Here is a 16,490-nt window from a genome sequence, read left to right as displayed (position 1 = left end):
ACTCTTCAGAGAAGAAAAAATAATGCAGAAATATCAAAAAAATCCGTCTCATTCTTTGCAATATTAAAGATTATCTCTATCTTTGCACCGCATTTAAGAAATGCACTAACATGGTGGCTGTAGTTCAGTTGGTTAGAGCGTCAGATTGTGGTTCTGAATGTCGTGGGTTCGAGTCCCATCTGCCACCCCCATAAAAAGAGGAAATTCGATAAGAATGTTCCTCTTTTTTGTTATTGCCCAAACAGCCACAACAAAGGGGGAGAGACTGGGGCATAAAAAAAATCGTAAGGATACTCCTCACGGAGTATCCTTACATTATAGGAAGGGGTCAATTGCCTAAACCAGTTTACTTGTACAAAAGAGTCCACTTTCTCAAAATGCTCAAAATAACCGGAAACTTATTCCGATATTTCACATTTTGTATCAGCCACACTTAACAGTACTCCCCTTCCTTTTACATCTATTTTAAAAAATTGCGTTTACATCCAACCATTTTCAATTTCCACCATGCAAATATAGCTCTTTTTGTTTATACGAAAAGCAAAATCAGTTATCTTTGCAAAGATGAAATTCAATCAAACATGAAAATTCTTTGGATAGACCTCAATAGCTCATATGCACACTCTTCACTGGCACTCCCAGCACTGCACGCACAAATAGCAAAGAACAATTCCATAAAATGGGAAATCGTATCTGCCACCATCAATGAAAACGTAGGAATGATTGTCGACGAAATATACCGACACCAACCCGACATCATTGCTGCAACAACATGGCTGTTCAACCACGAACAACTGCTGCACATCACAGCAAGACTGAAAGCATTGCTTCCCGATAGCTGCTTCATCTTGGGCGGACCTGAATTCTTAGGAGACAATGAAGACTTTCTACATAAAAACCCTTTCATCGACTGTGTATTCAGGGGAGAGGGAGAAGAAGCATTCCCCCAATGGCTGTCTTGCTGGAACCAGCCGGAAAAATGGAACAGTATTCCGGGACTTTGCTATATCAATCCTCAAAAGCAATACATAGACAACGGCATAGCCCGCGTACTCAATTTTTCCCGGCTCGTACCACCGGAAAACAGCTGTTTCTTCAACTGGAGCAAACCATTTGTACAACTGGAGACTACCCGAGGCTGTTTCAACACATGCGCATTCTGTGTCAGCGGCGGAGAAAAACCGGTACGCACACTGTCCATTGAAAGTATCCGTGAACGCCTTCAAATTATCCACAGCCATGGAATAAAAAACGTACGCGTCCTCGACCGTACCTTTAATTATAATCCGCGCCGTGCTAAAGAATTACTGCAACTTTTCCTGGAATTCAACCCGGACATACGTTTTCATTTGGAGATACATCCTGCACTATTATCCGAAGAGCTGAAAAATGAATTGAAAAAGCTACCTCAAGGATTGCTCCATCTCGAGGCCGGCATTCAAAGCCTGCGCGAACCGGTCCTCCAGAAAAGCCGTCGGATGGGAAGCCTGGAGGACTCACTGCAAGGTCTTCGTTTCCTATGTTCTCTACCCAATATGGAAACACACGCCGACCTCATTGCCGGATTGCCTCTATACCGCCTATCCGAAATATTTGAAGACGTGCGTACACTTGCCGGATACAATGCCGGCGAGATACAGCTTGAATCCCTGAAACTGCTTCCCGGCACGGAAATGAGAAGAAGAGCGGAAGAATTGGGCATCCGATATTCTCCTCTCCCCCCTTATGAAGTACTTCAAACAAATGAAATCAGTGTCAACGAACTTCAAACAGCCCGGCAACTGTCACGTCTTCTGGACGGATTCTACAACACAACTGCTTGGCAAACCATCACCCGCAAGCTGATTCTGGATGACAACGACTTCCTACGCTGCTTTCTGGAATTTTTAATCGATAAAAATCTTATAGACCAGCCCATGAGCCTGGAAAAGCGAGGCCTCGTACTCTATGAATTCTGCAGTATGCATTATCCGGCCTATCAAATCATGGTCACCATTGCCTGGATAGAGGCTGGCATGTCATTAAAGAAAAAGCCGGCAGAGAAAGTCAAGACCAAGCGCCAGATACCACCGGAATATTGGGAAGTCATCTATGGAAACTACAAAGAAAGCCTCCGCTTATGTTTCCTACCCATTGACGACAATACCCAAAACGGTTATTGGTTCGGCTTCGAATCGGAAACACAAAAAGCAGAACCAGTATTCAAAGCCAAAGGGAAAAACGAAAAGACATAAAAAAAACGGTATACCTTACCATGGTAACCGTTCCGATGATTTTTGTAGTGGGTACGAGAATCGAACTCGTATACCATGCGTGAGAGGCATGTATCCTAACCGTTAGATGAACCCACCCTCGCATTTGTCTTGTACACCCTCAGGGATTCGAACCCTGGACCCACTGATTAAGAGTCAGTTGCTCTACCAACTGAGCTAAGAGTGCATCTGGCGGAAGCTGGGGGATTCGAACCCCCGGTACGGTTACCCGTACGTCAGTTTAGCAAACTGGTGGTTTCAGCCACTCACCCAAACTTCCTTTTTTATAACCAGCATTCTTCTCAAATGCGGTGCAAATGTAGGGCAAACTTTTGGACTGTGCAAATCTTTCCTACATATTTTTTTCACCGTTTTCATACAATTTGAGATAACACGTTAACACTCAAACCCTAAAACAAGAAAAAAAAATTTGATACATATCAAACCGTCCTTTTCAACCTTTCCTTATCTTTGCGCAATTTTTAAAGTATAGTGCACATACACGGACAATGATACAACAAGAAAACCTGAAAAAGCGGCTCGCCAAGCTGGCCGCCCCCATCTTTATAGAGACACTTCTCATCATGATGCTCGGTGCTGTGGACACCATCATGCTGAGCCGCCACTCGGACAACAGTGTTGCCGCCGTAGGGGTAGTCAACCAGATTATCATGCTCACTTTCCTCGTTTTCGAAGTCATCAACCTCGGAACGTCCGTTCTGTGTTCCCAGTATCTCGGTGCGAAACTGCATAAAAAAGTGGTGCAAGTAGTCGGCGTATCCATCCTCATCAACCTGGTGGTCGGCATCACGGTCAGCCTGGTACTGTTTTTCTGTGCCCGCCCCATCCTCCAACTGATGGGGCTCACCACCGAATTGATGCAGGACGGCATGGACTATATGCGTATCGTAGGCGCTTTCGCCTTCTTCCAGGCATTATCCCTCACCCTCTCCGCCTCCCTGCGCAGTGCCAACAAAGCCATCTACCCGATGATGGTCACCGTCGTGGTCAATATCCTCAATATTACCGGAAACTACTCCCTCATCTTCGGGCGCTTCGGCTTTCCGGAACTGGGTGTGGAAGCGCCGCCATCTCCACAGCCTTCAGCCGGGGTGTCTCCATGATTATACTGTTCGTCATACTGTTCCGCAAGCACATCCACCGTTTCCCGGTGGCATACTTCCGCCCTTTCCCATGGATAGAACTAAAGAATCTGATGAAGGTAGGTCTACCCTCTGCCGGCGAACAATTGTCGTACAGCTCGTCGCAAGTCGTCATCACTTACTTCATCAACATGCTGGGAGTGGAAGCGCTCGCTACCCGTACCTATTGTGTCAACATCATCATGTTCGCCTATCTGTTCAGCATCTCCATGGCCCAAGGCGGCGCCATCTGTATCGGGCATCTGATAGGCGAGAAGAAACCTCACGCAGCCTTCCTTATGGGAAAATACGTCATGAAGAAATCCGTCATGATTACCGTCATGCTGTCCTGCATCCTCGCCCTTTCGGGACATGTCATTTTTGGCTGGCTCACGTCCAACCCCGACATCATACGTATGGGTGCCGCCATCCTTATCATAGATGTACTCCTTGAAATAGGCCGCCCCATCAACATCTTCGCCACCAATGCTCTTCGTGCGGCAGGAGATGTCAACTACCCCTTCTACGTAGGTTGGTGGTGCAGTGGAGTGTAGCTGTAGGTGTGGGATACCTTTTCGGTTTCCCCTTCGGCTGGGGCATCTGCGGCATGTGGGTAGCCTTCCTGTTGGACGAGAATATCCGCGGCTTCATTTTCGTCCGACGCTGGTATGGCATGAAATGGGTAAACAAAAGCTTCATCCGGAATTGTTTTTAATTCCAAAAGTCCTATCTTTGCCTAAAAGCGAAGATAGGCTGCACCTCAGCATAAAAAATGAACACGTTCATTTTGTTCTGCATTCGGTTTGCACTATCTTTGCCCCCCGAAAGCAGAAGCGGACCGAACTTTACCGGTCTTGCTTACTGAATAAACAAATCATGGTCTTATGGATGCACTATTGAAAGAAACCGTAGATGCCGCTATCAACTCCCGCTATCCGGGCATGGCTCCCGAGGGAAGAAAGTTGATAGAGGAAATCCTCATTCGCAAGGAAGTAGAAAAGGGCGCATTATTACTCAATGAAGGGCAGATAAGCCATAATATCGTATTTGTAGGAAAAGGCATGTTGCGCCAATTCTATTATAAAAACGGCAAAGACGTCACCGAACACTTTTCCTACGAAGGCTGCATCATCATCTGCATAGAAAGTACCCTGAAACAGGAACCCACCCACCTCATGATTGAGGCACTTGAACCGAGTGTCGTATACCTGCTGCCATACAACAAGCTGCTGGCACTTACCGAAATCTCATGGGAAATAAACATGTTCTATCGGAAAATTCTGGAATATTCCTGATTGTCTCACAAGTAAAGGCTGACTCCTGGCGGTTTGAGACTGCACGCGAGCGCTACAACCAGCTCATGGAACATCAGCCCGAAGTCATCAAGCGGGCTCCCTTGTCGCACATTGCGTCCTATCTGCTGATGACCCCCGAAACACTGAGTCGGGTACGTTCGGGCATACTGTAGCCCTCCACCTGTCTGCCCGGAGAGTACATATCTGAATTTATATAGAAATTTTACCATTTTTCCCTTAAGCGTGTATTGATTGCCATACAATCATTTCATGCTCAAGGTTGTTTTATATGTATTTAAAATATTAAAATTCAGATTATGAATACCATACAAAATTTTTCCGCTTCTCTGATACAGCGGACAAAACAAGCCGGACGATACAGTACATCCGGCATATATACCAGTACAGTGAACAGCTTTTTCCGCTTCATCGGCCACCGTTCCATCACTTTTGCAGAGCTCACTCCTAGCCTCATCAAGCAATACGAAGACCGGCTGCTCGGCGAAGGGCGGCGCCATAATACCATATCCACCTATATGCGTATGCTCCGTTCCATCTCTCACCAGGCTGCCGAACAAGGCATCCCATTCACACACAGCATAGACGATTTGTTCGCCTATGTATTCACCGGCTATGAGCCTACCGCCAAACGGGCCATCTCCCCTTCACTAATCCGGCGCCTGGTAAATCTCGATTTGGAGAAGAAGCCCCCTTTGCGTTTCAGCCGCGACATGTTTTTGTTAAGTTTTTACTTACGAGGCATTCCGTTTGTAGACCTTGTACATCTTCGCAAAACGGATGTCAAGCACAATACCATTTATTATTACCGCCATAAGACCCGTCAGCAATTGTCCGTACATATAGAGTCGTATGCCGCACAGATTATAAACAGGTATAAGAACGAAGCCGCCTCTTCCCCCTATTTGTTACCGATATTATCACTGACCGGAGAAGATGGTTACAGACAATACAAAAGTGCCCTACGGCTCTACAACCAACATTTACACACACTTTCGAAGATGTTACGGTTAAGTATTCCATTAACATCTTATGTAGCCCGGCATAGCTGGGCCACCACTGCCAAAGACGAAGGAGTGGCCATTTCTGTGATTAGTGAAAGCTTAGGACATACTTCTGAAAAGGTAACCCACGTTTACCTCGCTTCTTTTGACAACAATGCGATGAGTAAAGCAAATAAAAAAGTGATTGCGACAATTCATCCAAACAAAAAGAGAAAGCCCTGAGAACTAGAATTTGTAAAAGTATTCCTATTTGTATAGGAGTACTTTTATTCGTCAATTTCATTCTCTTACTTACAAGGTAAGAGAATATGTTTTGCGGCTGCAAAGATATGAAAAAGATTACTACAATCGCAAAAAATAGATTTATTTTTTTAATTCATACATACCTCATATATAGATACAACACACATTACATCCACTCATTTTTTCAGTCTTATATATTTACATAAACACCTCCATTTTAACTTCAAAAATTAAATTTAATTATGAGATAAAATATCGTTTTACATTTTAATTACATATATAGCCTTTTAATGTAAAACACCTTTTAATTGCTGATTTATAAGATTATCTTCTAAATAAAACACCACCTCTTACCTTGTAAGTAAGGGAGTATTGGTCTCCCTTACCTTGTAAGTAAGAGAATGCTTAATACAAAGTAAGAGTGAAAAAGAGTCATTGTTCTCTTTCCATACCATTTAATAAGAGTGAAAACCATTTAGATTAGTATGAATTATGAAACAAGTTCTCCAATTCAATAACGTGATTAAGTTTGTCATTATCTTTGGCGACTTATCCTTACTGAACATCATTTTCATCTCACTATATTACATTTTTGATTACCAGACACAGGGCAATGAATCTACACATTCATTGCCCCAGCTGTTGGTACGGATGAACCTCGTCTACCTGCTTTGCAACTACTATAACGGCGTAGTGCTGCACCGACGCATCATACGTCCGGAACAGATTGTCCGCCGGGCTTTCCGCAACACAATCCTGCATGCAGTCGTATTCATAAGCCTGAACAGCCTGGCAGAAGTCGGCGCCTTTTCATTCCGTTTTTTCGTATGTTTCTACGGCATCTTCTTTATCATTCTGACCACCTACAGGCTGACATGCCGTTATCTGCTCAAACAGTACCGGAAATACGGAGGCAACTCATGTAGCATCACCCTGGTGGGTGACAACAAGAACATGATTGAGCTCTACCGGGAGATGACCCAAAATTCCACGGTGGGGTTCCGTGTCAACGGCTATTTCAGCGACTCGCTATCCCGCAATTTTCCCGAAAACGTTCCCTATCTGGGGCATCCCAAAGAAGTTGTAGCCTATCTGGCGAAGCACCACACCGACCAAATCTACTGTAGCCTGTCTTCCGACTACAGCTACGAGATAGTCCCCATCATCAACTATTGCGAGAACCACCTGATCCGCTTCTACAATGTGCCCAACATCCGCAACTACGTGCACCGCCGCATGTATTTCGACATGTTCGGCAACATTCCCATACTCTCCATACGTAAGGAACCCCTGGCACAAGTGGAGAACCGCATGCTGAAAAGGACCTTCGACATCTTTTTCTCCCTGCTCTTCCTCTGCACGGTATTTCCTTTCATTTACCTTATCATTGGTGCGGCCATCAAGCTCTCCTCGCCGGGTCCCATCTTCTTCAAGCAGAAGCGGAGCGGAGAAAACGGCAAAGAGTTCTGGTGCTATAAATTCCGTTCGATGCGTGTCAATGTGGACAGCGACAAGGTGCAGGCTACGATTGAGACCCGCGCAAGACGAAAATCGGCGATTTCATGCGGCGGACCAGCATCGACGAGCTTCCCCAGTTCATCAATGTGCTGCTGGGGCAGATGTCTGTCGTGGGTCCGCGGCCACACATGCTGAAGCATACCGAAGAGTATTCACGCCTTATCGACAAATACATGGTCCGCCACCTGGTGAAACCCGGCATCACCGGCTGGGCGCAAGTCACCGGCTACCGGGGCGAGACCAAGGAACTCTGGCAGATGGAAGGACGCGTGGAACGCGACGTCTGGTACCTGGAGCACTGGACCTTCCTGCTCGACATATACATTATATACAAGACGGTGAAGAATGCCGTACAGGGCGACAAAGAGGCGTATTGAGAACTTAAAGCGAGAACAAAATAGTGAGAACCAAAGAAAATAAAGGAGCAATCATGAGAAAGAAAAAAAACATAACTATCCTGCTGGCTGCGTTTGCATTGGCCAGCTGCCAGTCTTACAAGAAGGTACCTTACCTGCAAAGTTACGAATCGCTCACAGACAAGAACCACGAGGAAATCGTCATCAACGAGGTGGCGCCGCAAGACACGCTCTACGACGCACGCATCCAGCCCAAGGACCTGCTGAACGTCACCATCAACACCACCGACCCGCAAGCCGCCGCACCGTTCAACCTGACCATGCAGACCTACAGCAACATGGCGCAGGGCGGAACGTCGACCACCGCGCAGCCTGCCCTGCAGCAATATCTGGTGGACAACAACGGCGAGATTGACTTCCCCGTCATCGGCAAGCTGAAAGTGGGCGGCCTGACCAAGAACGCTGCCGAAAGCCTTATCCGCGAAAAGCTGCGCCCCTACTTGAAGGAGACCCCGATTGTCACCGTGCGCATGCCCAACTACAAGATTTCCGTCATCGGCGAGGTGGGCGGCCCCGGCACTTTCACCATCAGCAACGAGAAGGTGAACATCTTCGAGGCACTGGCCATGGCGGGCGACATGACCATCTACGGCGTAAGGGACAACGTCAAGCTTATCCGCGAAGACAACGACGGCAAGAGGGAAATCATCAGCCTGAACCTGAACGACCGGAGCATTCTGCACTCGCCCTACTACTACATGCAGCAGAACGACATCCTTTACGTGGTGCCCAACAAGACCAAGGCAAAGAATGCCGGAGTCAGCAGCAGCACCACCATCTGGATTTCGGTGGTCACCTCCCTCGTTTCACTGGCCAGCCTCATTGTCAATATTGTAAGATGAGAAAACGGGAACCGGGGACAACGGACCATGGACAAAAGACAAAGGATTTTTTAAGAAAGAAACAAAAGAAACAGCAATGAAAGAAGACTTATACGATGACTTTTCGAACGAAAAAGAGGAAAAGACCGATTTCCAGGCAATCTTTTTCAAATACATCATCACTGGCCTTGGTTTGTGGCAAGTGCGCTGATATGTGTCGGGCTGGCGTTCGTCTACCTGCGCTACCAGATTCCTGTTTACGAGGTCTCTTCTTCCATCCTCATCAAGGAAGAAGATAAGAAAGGCGGCAACAACGCCCTGCCTGCCATGCAGGACTTCGGCATGCTCTCCATGACCAGCAACTTCGACAACGAACTGGAGCTCCTGCAGTCGCGCACGCTTATCAAGAAAGTAGTGTCGCGCCTCAACCTCTACACCAGCATCAGCCGCGAACAGTCGTTCGGCTACGACATCCCCCTCTATAAGAACTCCCCCCTCGACGTGTTCATGACCGCCGAGGAAGCGGACAAGCTGCAAGGAAACATCCGGCTGCAAATGACATACACCCCTGCCGGGCAACTGACCGTCACGGCACACTACATGCAGAACGGCGAGAAACAAGAGGCCGCCAAGTCTTTCGACAAGCTGCCCGCCATCCTGCCGCTCCCTACGGGTGTCATCACCATCTCGCACAACGACTCGCTGCCTGCCTTGCAGCAGCCTGTCAAGCTGAAAGCCGTCATCAGCACGCCTACCACCACCGCTGCAGGCTACAGGGCAGGGCTTGCCATAGCCCCCTTGGCCAAGGCCAGCACCATAGCCACCATCAACGTGCGGAACACACACATACAGCGGGCAGCCGACTTCACCCACGAGCTGATAGCCCTCTACAACCAGGACACCAATACCGAGAAGAACGAAGTGGCACAGAAAAGCGCCGACTTCATCGAGGAGCGTATCAACATCATCAACCGCGAACTGGGCACCACCGAGAACGAGCTGGCCGAGTTCAAGCAACGTGCCGGGCTGACCGACATCAGCAGCGATGCCCAACAAGCCCTGCAAGCCAATGCCGAATATGAACAGCAGTACGCCGAGAACGCCACCCAAATCAACCTGGTGACCTACCTGCGCGACTACATCAACAATCCGGCCAACAACGACGAAATTATCCCCTCCAACGTGGGCCTGAGCGACATGAACCTGACTACCGCCATCGACAAGTACAACAACCTCATCGTGGAACGCAAGCGCCTGTTGCGCACCTCCTCGGAAAGCAACCCCGCCATCATCAACCTGAATACGGGCATCGAGCAATGCGCCACAACGTGCAGACCACCGTGAACAGCGTGCTGCAAGGGCTGCAAATCACGCGCAACAACATCGACCGGCAGGCCAACAGGTACAAAAGCCGCATCAGCAACGCCCCCAAGCAGGAGAAAGAGTTCATGAGCATCGCGCGCCAGCAGGAAATCAAGGCCACCCTCTACATCATGCTGCTGCAGAAGCGCGAGGAAAACGCCATCACCCTGGCGGCAACCGCCAACAACGGCCGCATCATCGAAGACCCCATGCCCGTCGGCATCGTCTCCCCGCAAGGCAAGAAAATCTACCTGATTGCCCTCGTCATAGGTATAGGCATCCCCTTGGGCATCATCTACCTGCTGAACCTGCTCCGTTTCCGCATCGAGGGCCACACGGACGTGGAGAAGCTGACAAGTGTCCCCATCATCGGCGACATCCCCCTTTCTGCCACAACCGGAAAAGACACCGGTTCCATCGCCGTCCGCGAAAACGACAACAACATCATGACGGAGACGTTCCGCAGCCTGCGCACCAACCTGCTCTTCATCATGGGCGACCCGGACAAGAAGGTGGTGCTCGTCACCTCCACCATCAGCGGTGAAGGAAAGACGTTCATGGCCTCCAACCTCGCCGTCAGCCTGGCGCTGCTCGGCAAGAAGGTCGTTCTGGTAGGATTGGACATACGCAAACCGGGATTGAACAAGATGTTCCATCTTTCACACAAAGAAAAGGGAATCACACAATATCTTGCCGCCCCACACTCCACGGACTTGCATGCGCTGATACAGCCTTCCGGCGTGACCGCCAACCTCGACCTGCTATTGGGCGGCCCCATCCCGCCCAACCCCACGGAACTGCTGGCACGCCAGTCGCTGGAAGACGCCATCGGCACGCTACGCAAGGAATATGACTATATCGTATTGGATACCGCCCCCATCGGCATGGTGACCGACACGCTCATCCTGGCCCGCGTGGCGGACGCCAGCATCTACGTCTGCCGTGCCGACTATACGCATAAGACCGACTACCAGCTCATCAACGAGCTTCAGGAGCACCACCGCCTCCCCAACTTATGCACAGTAGTCAACGGAATCGATATGAAGAAGAAAAAATACGGTTATTACTATGGCTATAGTAAATACGGAAAGTATTATGGCTACGGTAAGAAATACGGATACAGTTGAGTCGGTTATTAGTGATTAGTTATTAGTGATTGGTGATTAAGAGTTGAGAGTAAATTAATCGAATTTTTAATTTTTATTTTTTTAATTTAATTTCCGCCTTTCCAATGTGACAGGCGACCGCGTAGCGCGCCCGGACCTCAACTATTCATGAACCATAGAAAGTACTTTTTCTAGCATATTTCCTTCAGATGAACCATACTGATATCACCCCTCATATTATTCCTCGTCGCCAATGGCTGGTGGCATACGTGCAGTCTTGCCTGGAAAAGAAGACTGCCGAACGGCTGAAAGCTATGGGAGTGGAATATTACCTGCCCATACAAAGCGAAATACGCCAATGGAGCGACCGGCGCAAGAAAGTGGACCGCCTGGTCATCCCGATGATGATTTTCGTGCATGTCACCCCGCAGGAACGCCCTTTGCCGCTTACATTGCAAGCCGTCAGCCGCTACATGGTGCTGCGCGGCGAAAGCCGTCCCGCCGTCATTCCCGACGAGCAGATGGAACGTTTCCGCTTCATGCTGGATTATAGCCCGGAGGCCGTGGAGATTTGCAGCACGCCCCTGGCGACAGGCGATACCGTGAAAGTAATAAAAGGCCCCCTTGCCGGACTGGAGGGCGAGCTGGTCATGATAGGAGGAAAAAGCAAAGTGGCAGTCCGGCTGGATATGCTGGGCTGCGCACATGTGGACATGCCGATAGGATACGTGGAGAAAATATAATCTCACAGCACCTCATATTCCCCCTTTGCGTCAAAGCAAGGACAAGCCTTACGGATGGAGGAGCTGAGCTGCCGATGGCCCGAAATGCGGGCATGGGGATAGTCCTTCTTCAGCTGGCGGAACAAGTCGAGCAAAGAGCATTTCTGCGCATAGGTGCGCGTGTCGGCAGGGACACCGTTCTCGTCGAGCCCGCCCTCATAGCAGATGCCGATGCTCTTGTCGTTCCAGCCGGTGGCGTGGGCTCCGATCTGGTGGACCGGACGGCAGATGTGCACCTCGCCGTCGCGGGTGATGTAGAAATGATAACCGATATCGGCAAAACCCCGTGCCAGATGCTGCGGCGGAGCGCCTCCACCGAAAAATGGCGGTCACAGCGCGTGGCGCTGCAATGAACTACCAGGAGGTTTACCTCCCGATAGTTCTGATAGAAACTGCCTGCTTTCATCCGGCTAACAATTGATGCAGGAAGTCAGGCCAAACACTCCGGCCAATGCTGTGGCCACGGTAATAATCACTTTGAGGACAATGCCCCATACAGACTTTGATTTTGTTTTCTCGTTCATAACAATTTGCAATTAAGGAATTAAAACAATATGGTTAGCTGCATTTTTTCGTTTTATCCTAACGGATTTTCCCCTTGGTCTCCGTCCGAGCCGCCTCCGGTATCACTTCCACCGGTATCATCACCTCCACCGGTAGTTCCCGTCAGGTCTACGGTAGTCTTGCCGGCCTTCAGGCTTTCACCACGGCACGGGCTGCACTTCGGGTTGCCACCAGGTTGAATTCCGCCTCCTCCAGCAACTCTCCGAAGTGCTGGCCGCAGGTCCAGTTCACATTCAGCCTACGGATATGAATGGCCGGATTGAATTCTTTGGCAGAAGCCGCACCGCTACTGTTGATACTGATGTAGAAACTCCCCAGGTCGCCCAACTGGATTTTTTGTCCTGCCAGCAGTTGCTCGCGCATACAATCCACGGACATGGTGAGGATGGCTACGATGTCCGAACGCTTGTACACGCAGCCATGACTGGCAATATGCTCGGCAAAGCGGTTGATATCCATCACTTCCGAGTACTGCGCACTGGCGTACGCTTTTTTCGGTTCATCCTTCTTCACAGGATTGCCACGCATCACGATACTGTAGTTAATCATAAATTTAAAATTATAAGTTAAACATTAAAAGACAGGGAGACGATACTAATCCCGGGGACTTACGATTACTAATCCCAGAGGCTTACGATTACTAATCTTCGCGCGTCACGATTACTAATCTTCACCCCTCATCGTCTGACAGAACAAAGATACGGCATACCTTCGGGCAGAATGAGAGATGCAGTGAAGTGGCATGAAAGGATGTGGGAAAATGTGAGATTAGATAAGATTATACCGGTCTGAGACGACAGAGATATGGAAAAAATTCCGTACATTTACAGTGTAATAACCCATTAAGGCATTGTATATGAAATACGTTGAAGATTACGAAAATACCCCCGGCAAAGAGTGGCCCGTACGCCCCTATTACAAACGTGAGCTGGCAGAGGCATACGCCCCCACCATCTCACCGGCATCCGCACTCAACCGCTTGTCCAAATGGATGAAGCTGAACTTAGAGCTGGACGAAGCCCTGCGGCACACCGGCTACAAAGGCTCCCAGAAAATATTCACCTCCTTGCAGGTGGAACTTATATTCAGGTACTTGGGAAGACCGTAGAAATGAAGAATGAAGAATGAGGGATGAGCGATTAATCCCTAACCCTTAATCCCTAATCCTTATTCCTCATTCCGTCGCTCTTCCCATGAGGTATTGACTGTTGGCTATCTCCTCCCCCTTCAGTTCCACCACGCGATAGCCGCGGCATCCTTTGTAGCGCACAGGCTCGTAGCCTATCTGTTTCATCGCCATGCCCAGACGCGTGGCACTCAAGGAGTGGCGCAGGCCCATGTTGATGCGGCCCAGTATCTGGGCATTGGTAAGGAACACGCAGCGCTCGCCCGGAGCGGGATGACGATAATACACCTGCACCAGCTCACGCTCCAGGCAGGGCACCTCGAAATTACGGTTACGAAGATTTACAGCAGCAACCTCCTCCGGTTCAAGCCAATAATGGAAACCACTCTTCCACAGAGCATATCCTTGCGCATATACCCCGGCGTAGTCTATGGGGCAGTCGAAGGGACTGTCGATGGACTCCACCTCGAAGGGCAGCCAACGGCGGTTGCCGCTGAGGTCGTTGAGGAAGGCCGTATTATTGCTGGTCCCGCAGAAGCTGGCAATGTGCGGACGGCTCTCCTTGAAGTGTCCGTAGGCGGCACGCTCGTTCACCACCTCCATGGCGGTGATGGCCTTCAGCTGGTTGACCTGCGCGGAGGTCAGTTCCTCCAGCTCTTCCAGGCATACCAAGGCAAACTCGGTCAGCGTAAAGAGGTCGTCCTTACTGATGCGCTGGTTGTTGCTTTTCACATAGAAATAACGCTGGAGTTCGGTGGGAAGCAGGCGCTGCATCCAGGTGGTTTTGTAGATGCCCTGCCTGCCGATGAATACCAGAATCTCATGATTCACCACCTTGGGATTGAGCAACGAAGCGATGGTGGCCACCAGCCACTTCTTGAAGTAGGTGCCGAAAAACTCCTGGTCGTCCTTCACGCGCACGCTGGCGGCCAGGCGGGCAATGGGGTCGGTAGTACGGTCCCAGGCCGGCAGCCCTTCCAGATAGGCGACAAAGGGATTGAAGAACGGAGTGTACTCCGAATCGAGCACGGAGCGTATGTCCGCAATGCGGACAATCATCCCTTCCTTGCTCATGCGGCTCCACAGCGTGTTGACGTAGCGGTCGGTCAGGTCCGTGTACTCCCCTCCGCAATCGGGCATCAGGACTTCGAGCTTGCCGCTCACCGTATTCTTGCGGAACTCCGCCTGTCCGGAAAGGAACTGTTCGATGTCGGCCACCGTAGCAAACTTCTTCTTGTTGTCGCCTCCTCCTCCCCTGCGGGCAAGGGAGCGGGTGCCATGCTCCCCGGTATTCGCGTAGCAGGAGTCGATGACGGTTGTCACATCACCGTTGTAGTCGGGAAAACGTTCCACCGCCCAGGCGGCGGCACTCTTCCGGGCCACCCCGTACTGGTTGAGCAGATAGCCCATACGCATCACGTACTCATTATGATGGTGTTCGCAATAACTCACGCCCTCCTCTTCCAGCAAGCGCTCGGCAGCTTTCACCACCTTCTCCAGGCGTTTGTTGCGCTTTGCCGGCACAGCTTCGGAAGCGCCGCCCTGCGGCCGGGGAGCAATCGGACTATCTTGCAAAACAAAGGAAGCGGCATCGGGATTGTAATATACATGAGGGTCGGAAGCCAGTCCGCTGATACGGGTAGCATTCTTGCACTGCCCGTCGCTTTCGATGCCCACCAGGCAGGAATAGTAGTCGTTGACTTGCTTGAAATACCTGGCGTATTGCCGGAAGGCTTTTCCCTTTTCCGTTCCGTTCAGGTCGTCGATGCGGCAGATGATGCGGATGCCATGCCCGCTGATGGTGGTATAGGCCATCAACGTATGCTTGTCGGCACAAATCAATGCCGACGTGGCAGCCATCCGCTCGGGAGCGATGTGGTCCAGGTCTACCAAGGTATAGCCGGTCCAGGCACAGATATGTTCGCGGGTCTTCCCACCTTCAAAGCAGACGGCAACGGCGAAGCAGGGACAGCCGGACTTCTCGCGGTCGGCATCCCTACGCAGGTCTTGCTGCAAGTAGTAGCGATGTTTCTCAGTGCGGTCTCGCAGGGCAGCGTCGCATTTAATGATGTTGACTACTTCTTCAAGAGGAGTTTCTACAGATACTGTGTCCGAATAGCCTCTGAAAAGGCTGATATTGCGGTGTCCCATAATTTACTGATTTTTGTTTATGTTTAAAATTGCGACACGAAGGAACGCATAAGTGCCCAGATATACAAGCCCGGTCATTTCCACTACATGGAAATGATTCCGCTTTTTTTTATTATTGTTTAACAATTAAAAAAGTCAACATGACAAAGAAAGAGCCGGTGACACCGGCATTCGGAGCCTTTCTGAGCAAATGCCAGAAAGAACAGCTCGTTAACGGCAGACATCTGACCAACGAGACCATCGCCCAAGCAACGATGATGAGTACCAAAACCTACAACCTTTTAAAAAAGGGCTGAGCAGCAACATCAACCAGATACATGCCGTAACGCATTTCTGGCGGTCGTTCCTTAAAACCGAACGAGAAAAGGAGAGCTTTGAGAAAGAGGTGGCCGATTGCCTGGAGAGTGATTTGAGGAATTATAGAATCCATACGGGAGTCTTGAAACCTTAACTTCACTTGAAGCCTTGACACCTGAGGCAGCCTTTTTTCCACACTTTTAACAGGTCAATTTTTATCACACACACAACCCATGCAGGTTTGTGAAATTGATAATTTGTCTCGCGCGCGTAACGGATATTTATAAAAAAGGGGGGCCCAGGTGTCAACCGGGCTTTGAAACAACGGCACGAAAATTAGGAAAACCACGAGAAATTTCCTTTCTTTGCAAATAGAAACATACCCCAAAGACA

8 protein-coding genes, 4 tRNA genes and 6 pseudogenes are annotated in these 16,490 nt (G+C 49.6%); 11 read left to right on the top strand and 7 right to left on the bottom strand.

The window, feature by feature from the left end:
• Positions 1–112: 112 nt before the first annotated feature.
• Positions 113–191: transfer RNA gene (locus JCM16496_RS16175), tRNA-His, on the top strand.
• A 390-nt stretch (positions 192–581) separates the two neighbouring features.
• On the top strand, positions 582–2,234 hold the full coding sequence (locus JCM16496_RS16170) for a B12-binding domain-containing radical SAM protein (protein ID WP_025835589.1): 1,653 nt from the start codon (positions 582–584) through the stop codon (positions 2,232–2,234).
• 45 nt (positions 2,235–2,279) lie between these two features.
• On the opposite strand, the gene JCM16496_RS16165 is transcribed toward JCM16496_RS16170, so the two are convergent.
• The 3 genes from JCM16496_RS16165 to JCM16496_RS16155 form a co-directional block, all read right to left on the bottom strand.
• Positions 2,280–2,351 (bottom strand) — tRNA-Glu (locus JCM16496_RS16165).
• 15 nt (positions 2,352–2,366) lie between these two features.
• Positions 2,367–2,439 (bottom strand) — tRNA-Lys (locus tag JCM16496_RS16160).
• A gap of 3 nt (positions 2,440–2,442) precedes the next feature.
• Positions 2,443–2,532: transfer RNA gene (locus JCM16496_RS16155), tRNA-Ser, on the bottom strand.
• Positions 2,533–2,761: 229 nt separating this feature from the next.
• Between JCM16496_RS16155 and JCM16496_RS16150 the strand changes: the two are divergent.
• From JCM16496_RS16150 to JCM16496_RS16120, 7 genes and pseudogenes are all read left to right on the top strand, one after another.
• A pseudogene (locus tag JCM16496_RS16150) lies at positions 2,762–4,109 on the top strand (MATE family efflux transporter).
• Between the two features lie 169 nt (positions 4,110–4,278).
• A pseudogene (locus JCM16496_RS16145) lies at positions 4,279–4,862 on the top strand (Crp/Fnr family transcriptional regulator).
• Positions 4,863–5,006: 144 nt separating this feature from the next.
• Complete coding sequence (locus JCM16496_RS16140; protein ID WP_025835588.1) at positions 5,007–5,933, top strand: tyrosine-type recombinase/integrase; 927 nt, start codon at positions 5,007–5,009, stop codon at positions 5,931–5,933.
• Between the two features lie 513 nt (positions 5,934–6,446).
• A pseudogene (locus tag JCM16496_RS16135) lies at positions 6,447–7,849 on the top strand (undecaprenyl-phosphate glucose phosphotransferase).
• Positions 7,850–7,902: 53 nt separating this feature from the next.
• Positions 7,903–8,730 carry a polysaccharide biosynthesis/export family protein gene (locus JCM16496_RS16130; RefSeq protein ID WP_025835586.1) on the top strand — a complete coding sequence of 276 codons (828 nt, stop codon included), beginning with the start codon at positions 7,903–7,905 and terminating at the stop codon, positions 8,728–8,730.
• Positions 8,731–8,806: 76 nt separating this feature from the next.
• A pseudogene (locus JCM16496_RS16125) lies at positions 8,807–11,198 on the top strand (GumC family protein).
• Positions 11,199–11,386: 188 nt separating this feature from the next.
• Positions 11,387–11,920 (top strand): UpxY family transcription antiterminator, encoded by a 534-nt coding sequence (locus tag JCM16496_RS16120; RefSeq protein ID WP_025835584.1) that lies wholly within the window; start codon positions 11,387–11,389, stop codon positions 11,918–11,920.
• 2 nt (positions 11,921–11,922) lie between these two features.
• Here JCM16496_RS16120 and JCM16496_RS16115 read toward each other — a convergent pair.
• The 3 genes and pseudogenes from JCM16496_RS16115 to JCM16496_RS16105 form a co-directional block, all read right to left on the bottom strand.
• Positions 11,923–12,365: pseudogene (locus JCM16496_RS16115) on the bottom strand (N-acetylmuramoyl-L-alanine amidase).
• A gap of 4 nt (positions 12,366–12,369) precedes the next feature.
• Positions 12,370–12,483: a smalltalk protein gene (locus JCM16496_RS22725; protein ID WP_159102467.1), complete on the bottom strand. Its 114-nt coding sequence runs from the start codon at positions 12,481–12,483 to the stop codon at positions 12,370–12,372.
• Between the two features lie 53 nt (positions 12,484–12,536).
• Positions 12,537–13,072 (bottom strand): annotated as a pseudogene (locus JCM16496_RS16105) (HU family DNA-binding protein).
• A gap of 307 nt (positions 13,073–13,379) precedes the next feature.
• Here JCM16496_RS16105 and JCM16496_RS16100 point away from each other — a divergent pair.
• Positions 13,380–13,631 (top strand): DUF4248 domain-containing protein, encoded by a 252-nt coding sequence (locus JCM16496_RS16100; RefSeq protein ID WP_025835582.1) that lies wholly within the window; start codon positions 13,380–13,382, stop codon positions 13,629–13,631.
• A gap of 66 nt (positions 13,632–13,697) precedes the next feature.
• On the opposite strand, the gene JCM16496_RS16095 is transcribed toward JCM16496_RS16100, so the two are convergent.
• On the bottom strand, positions 13,698–15,800 hold the full coding sequence (locus JCM16496_RS16095) for a VapE domain-containing protein (RefSeq protein ID WP_025835580.1): 2,103 nt from the start codon (positions 15,798–15,800) through the stop codon (positions 13,698–13,700).
• 140 nt (positions 15,801–15,940) lie between these two features.
• On the opposite strand from JCM16496_RS16095, the gene JCM16496_RS22955 reads away from it, so the two are divergent.
• Positions 15,941–16,096 carry a hypothetical protein gene (locus JCM16496_RS22955; RefSeq protein WP_167332303.1) on the top strand — a complete coding sequence of 52 codons (156 nt, stop codon included), beginning with the start codon at positions 15,941–15,943 and terminating at the stop codon, positions 16,094–16,096.
• Positions 16,097–16,490 lie beyond the last annotated feature (394 nt).

Origin of the sequence: Bacteroides rodentium JCM 16496 (genome assembly GCF_000614125.1) — a bacterium.
Taxonomy (GTDB): Bacteria; Bacteroidota; Bacteroidia; order Bacteroidales; family Bacteroidaceae; genus Bacteroides; species Bacteroides rodentium.
The sequence above is the reverse complement of the archived record's forward strand: the minus strand, read 5'-3'. Positions and strand labels throughout refer to the sequence as shown.

Coding starts and splice junctions, on each gene's coding strand:
- JCM16496_RS16100 (WP_025835582.1), top strand. CDS start 13,380: ATGAAATACGTTGAAGATTACGAAAATACCCCCGGCAAAGAGTGGCCC.
- JCM16496_RS16170 (WP_025835589.1), top strand. CDS start 582: ATGAAAATTCTTTGGATAGACCTCAATAGCTCATATGCACACTCTTCA.
- JCM16496_RS16120 (WP_025835584.1), top strand. CDS start 11,387: ATGAACCATACTGATATCACCCCTCATATTATTCCTCGTCGCCAATGG.
- JCM16496_RS22955 (WP_167332303.1), top strand. CDS start 15,941: ATGACAAAGAAAGAGCCGGTGACACCGGCATTCGGAGCCTTTCTGAGC.
- JCM16496_RS16130 (WP_025835586.1), top strand. CDS start 7,903: ATGAGAAAGAAAAAAAACATAACTATCCTGCTGGCTGCGTTTGCATTG.
- JCM16496_RS22725 (WP_159102467.1), bottom strand. CDS start 12,483: ATGAACGAGAAAACAAAATCAAAGTCTGTATGGGGCATTGTCCTCAAA.
- JCM16496_RS16095 (WP_025835580.1), bottom strand. CDS start 15,800: ATGGGACACCGCAATATCAGCCTTTTCAGAGGCTATTCGGACACAGTA.
- JCM16496_RS16140 (WP_025835588.1), top strand. CDS start 5,007: ATGAATACCATACAAAATTTTTCCGCTTCTCTGATACAGCGGACAAAA.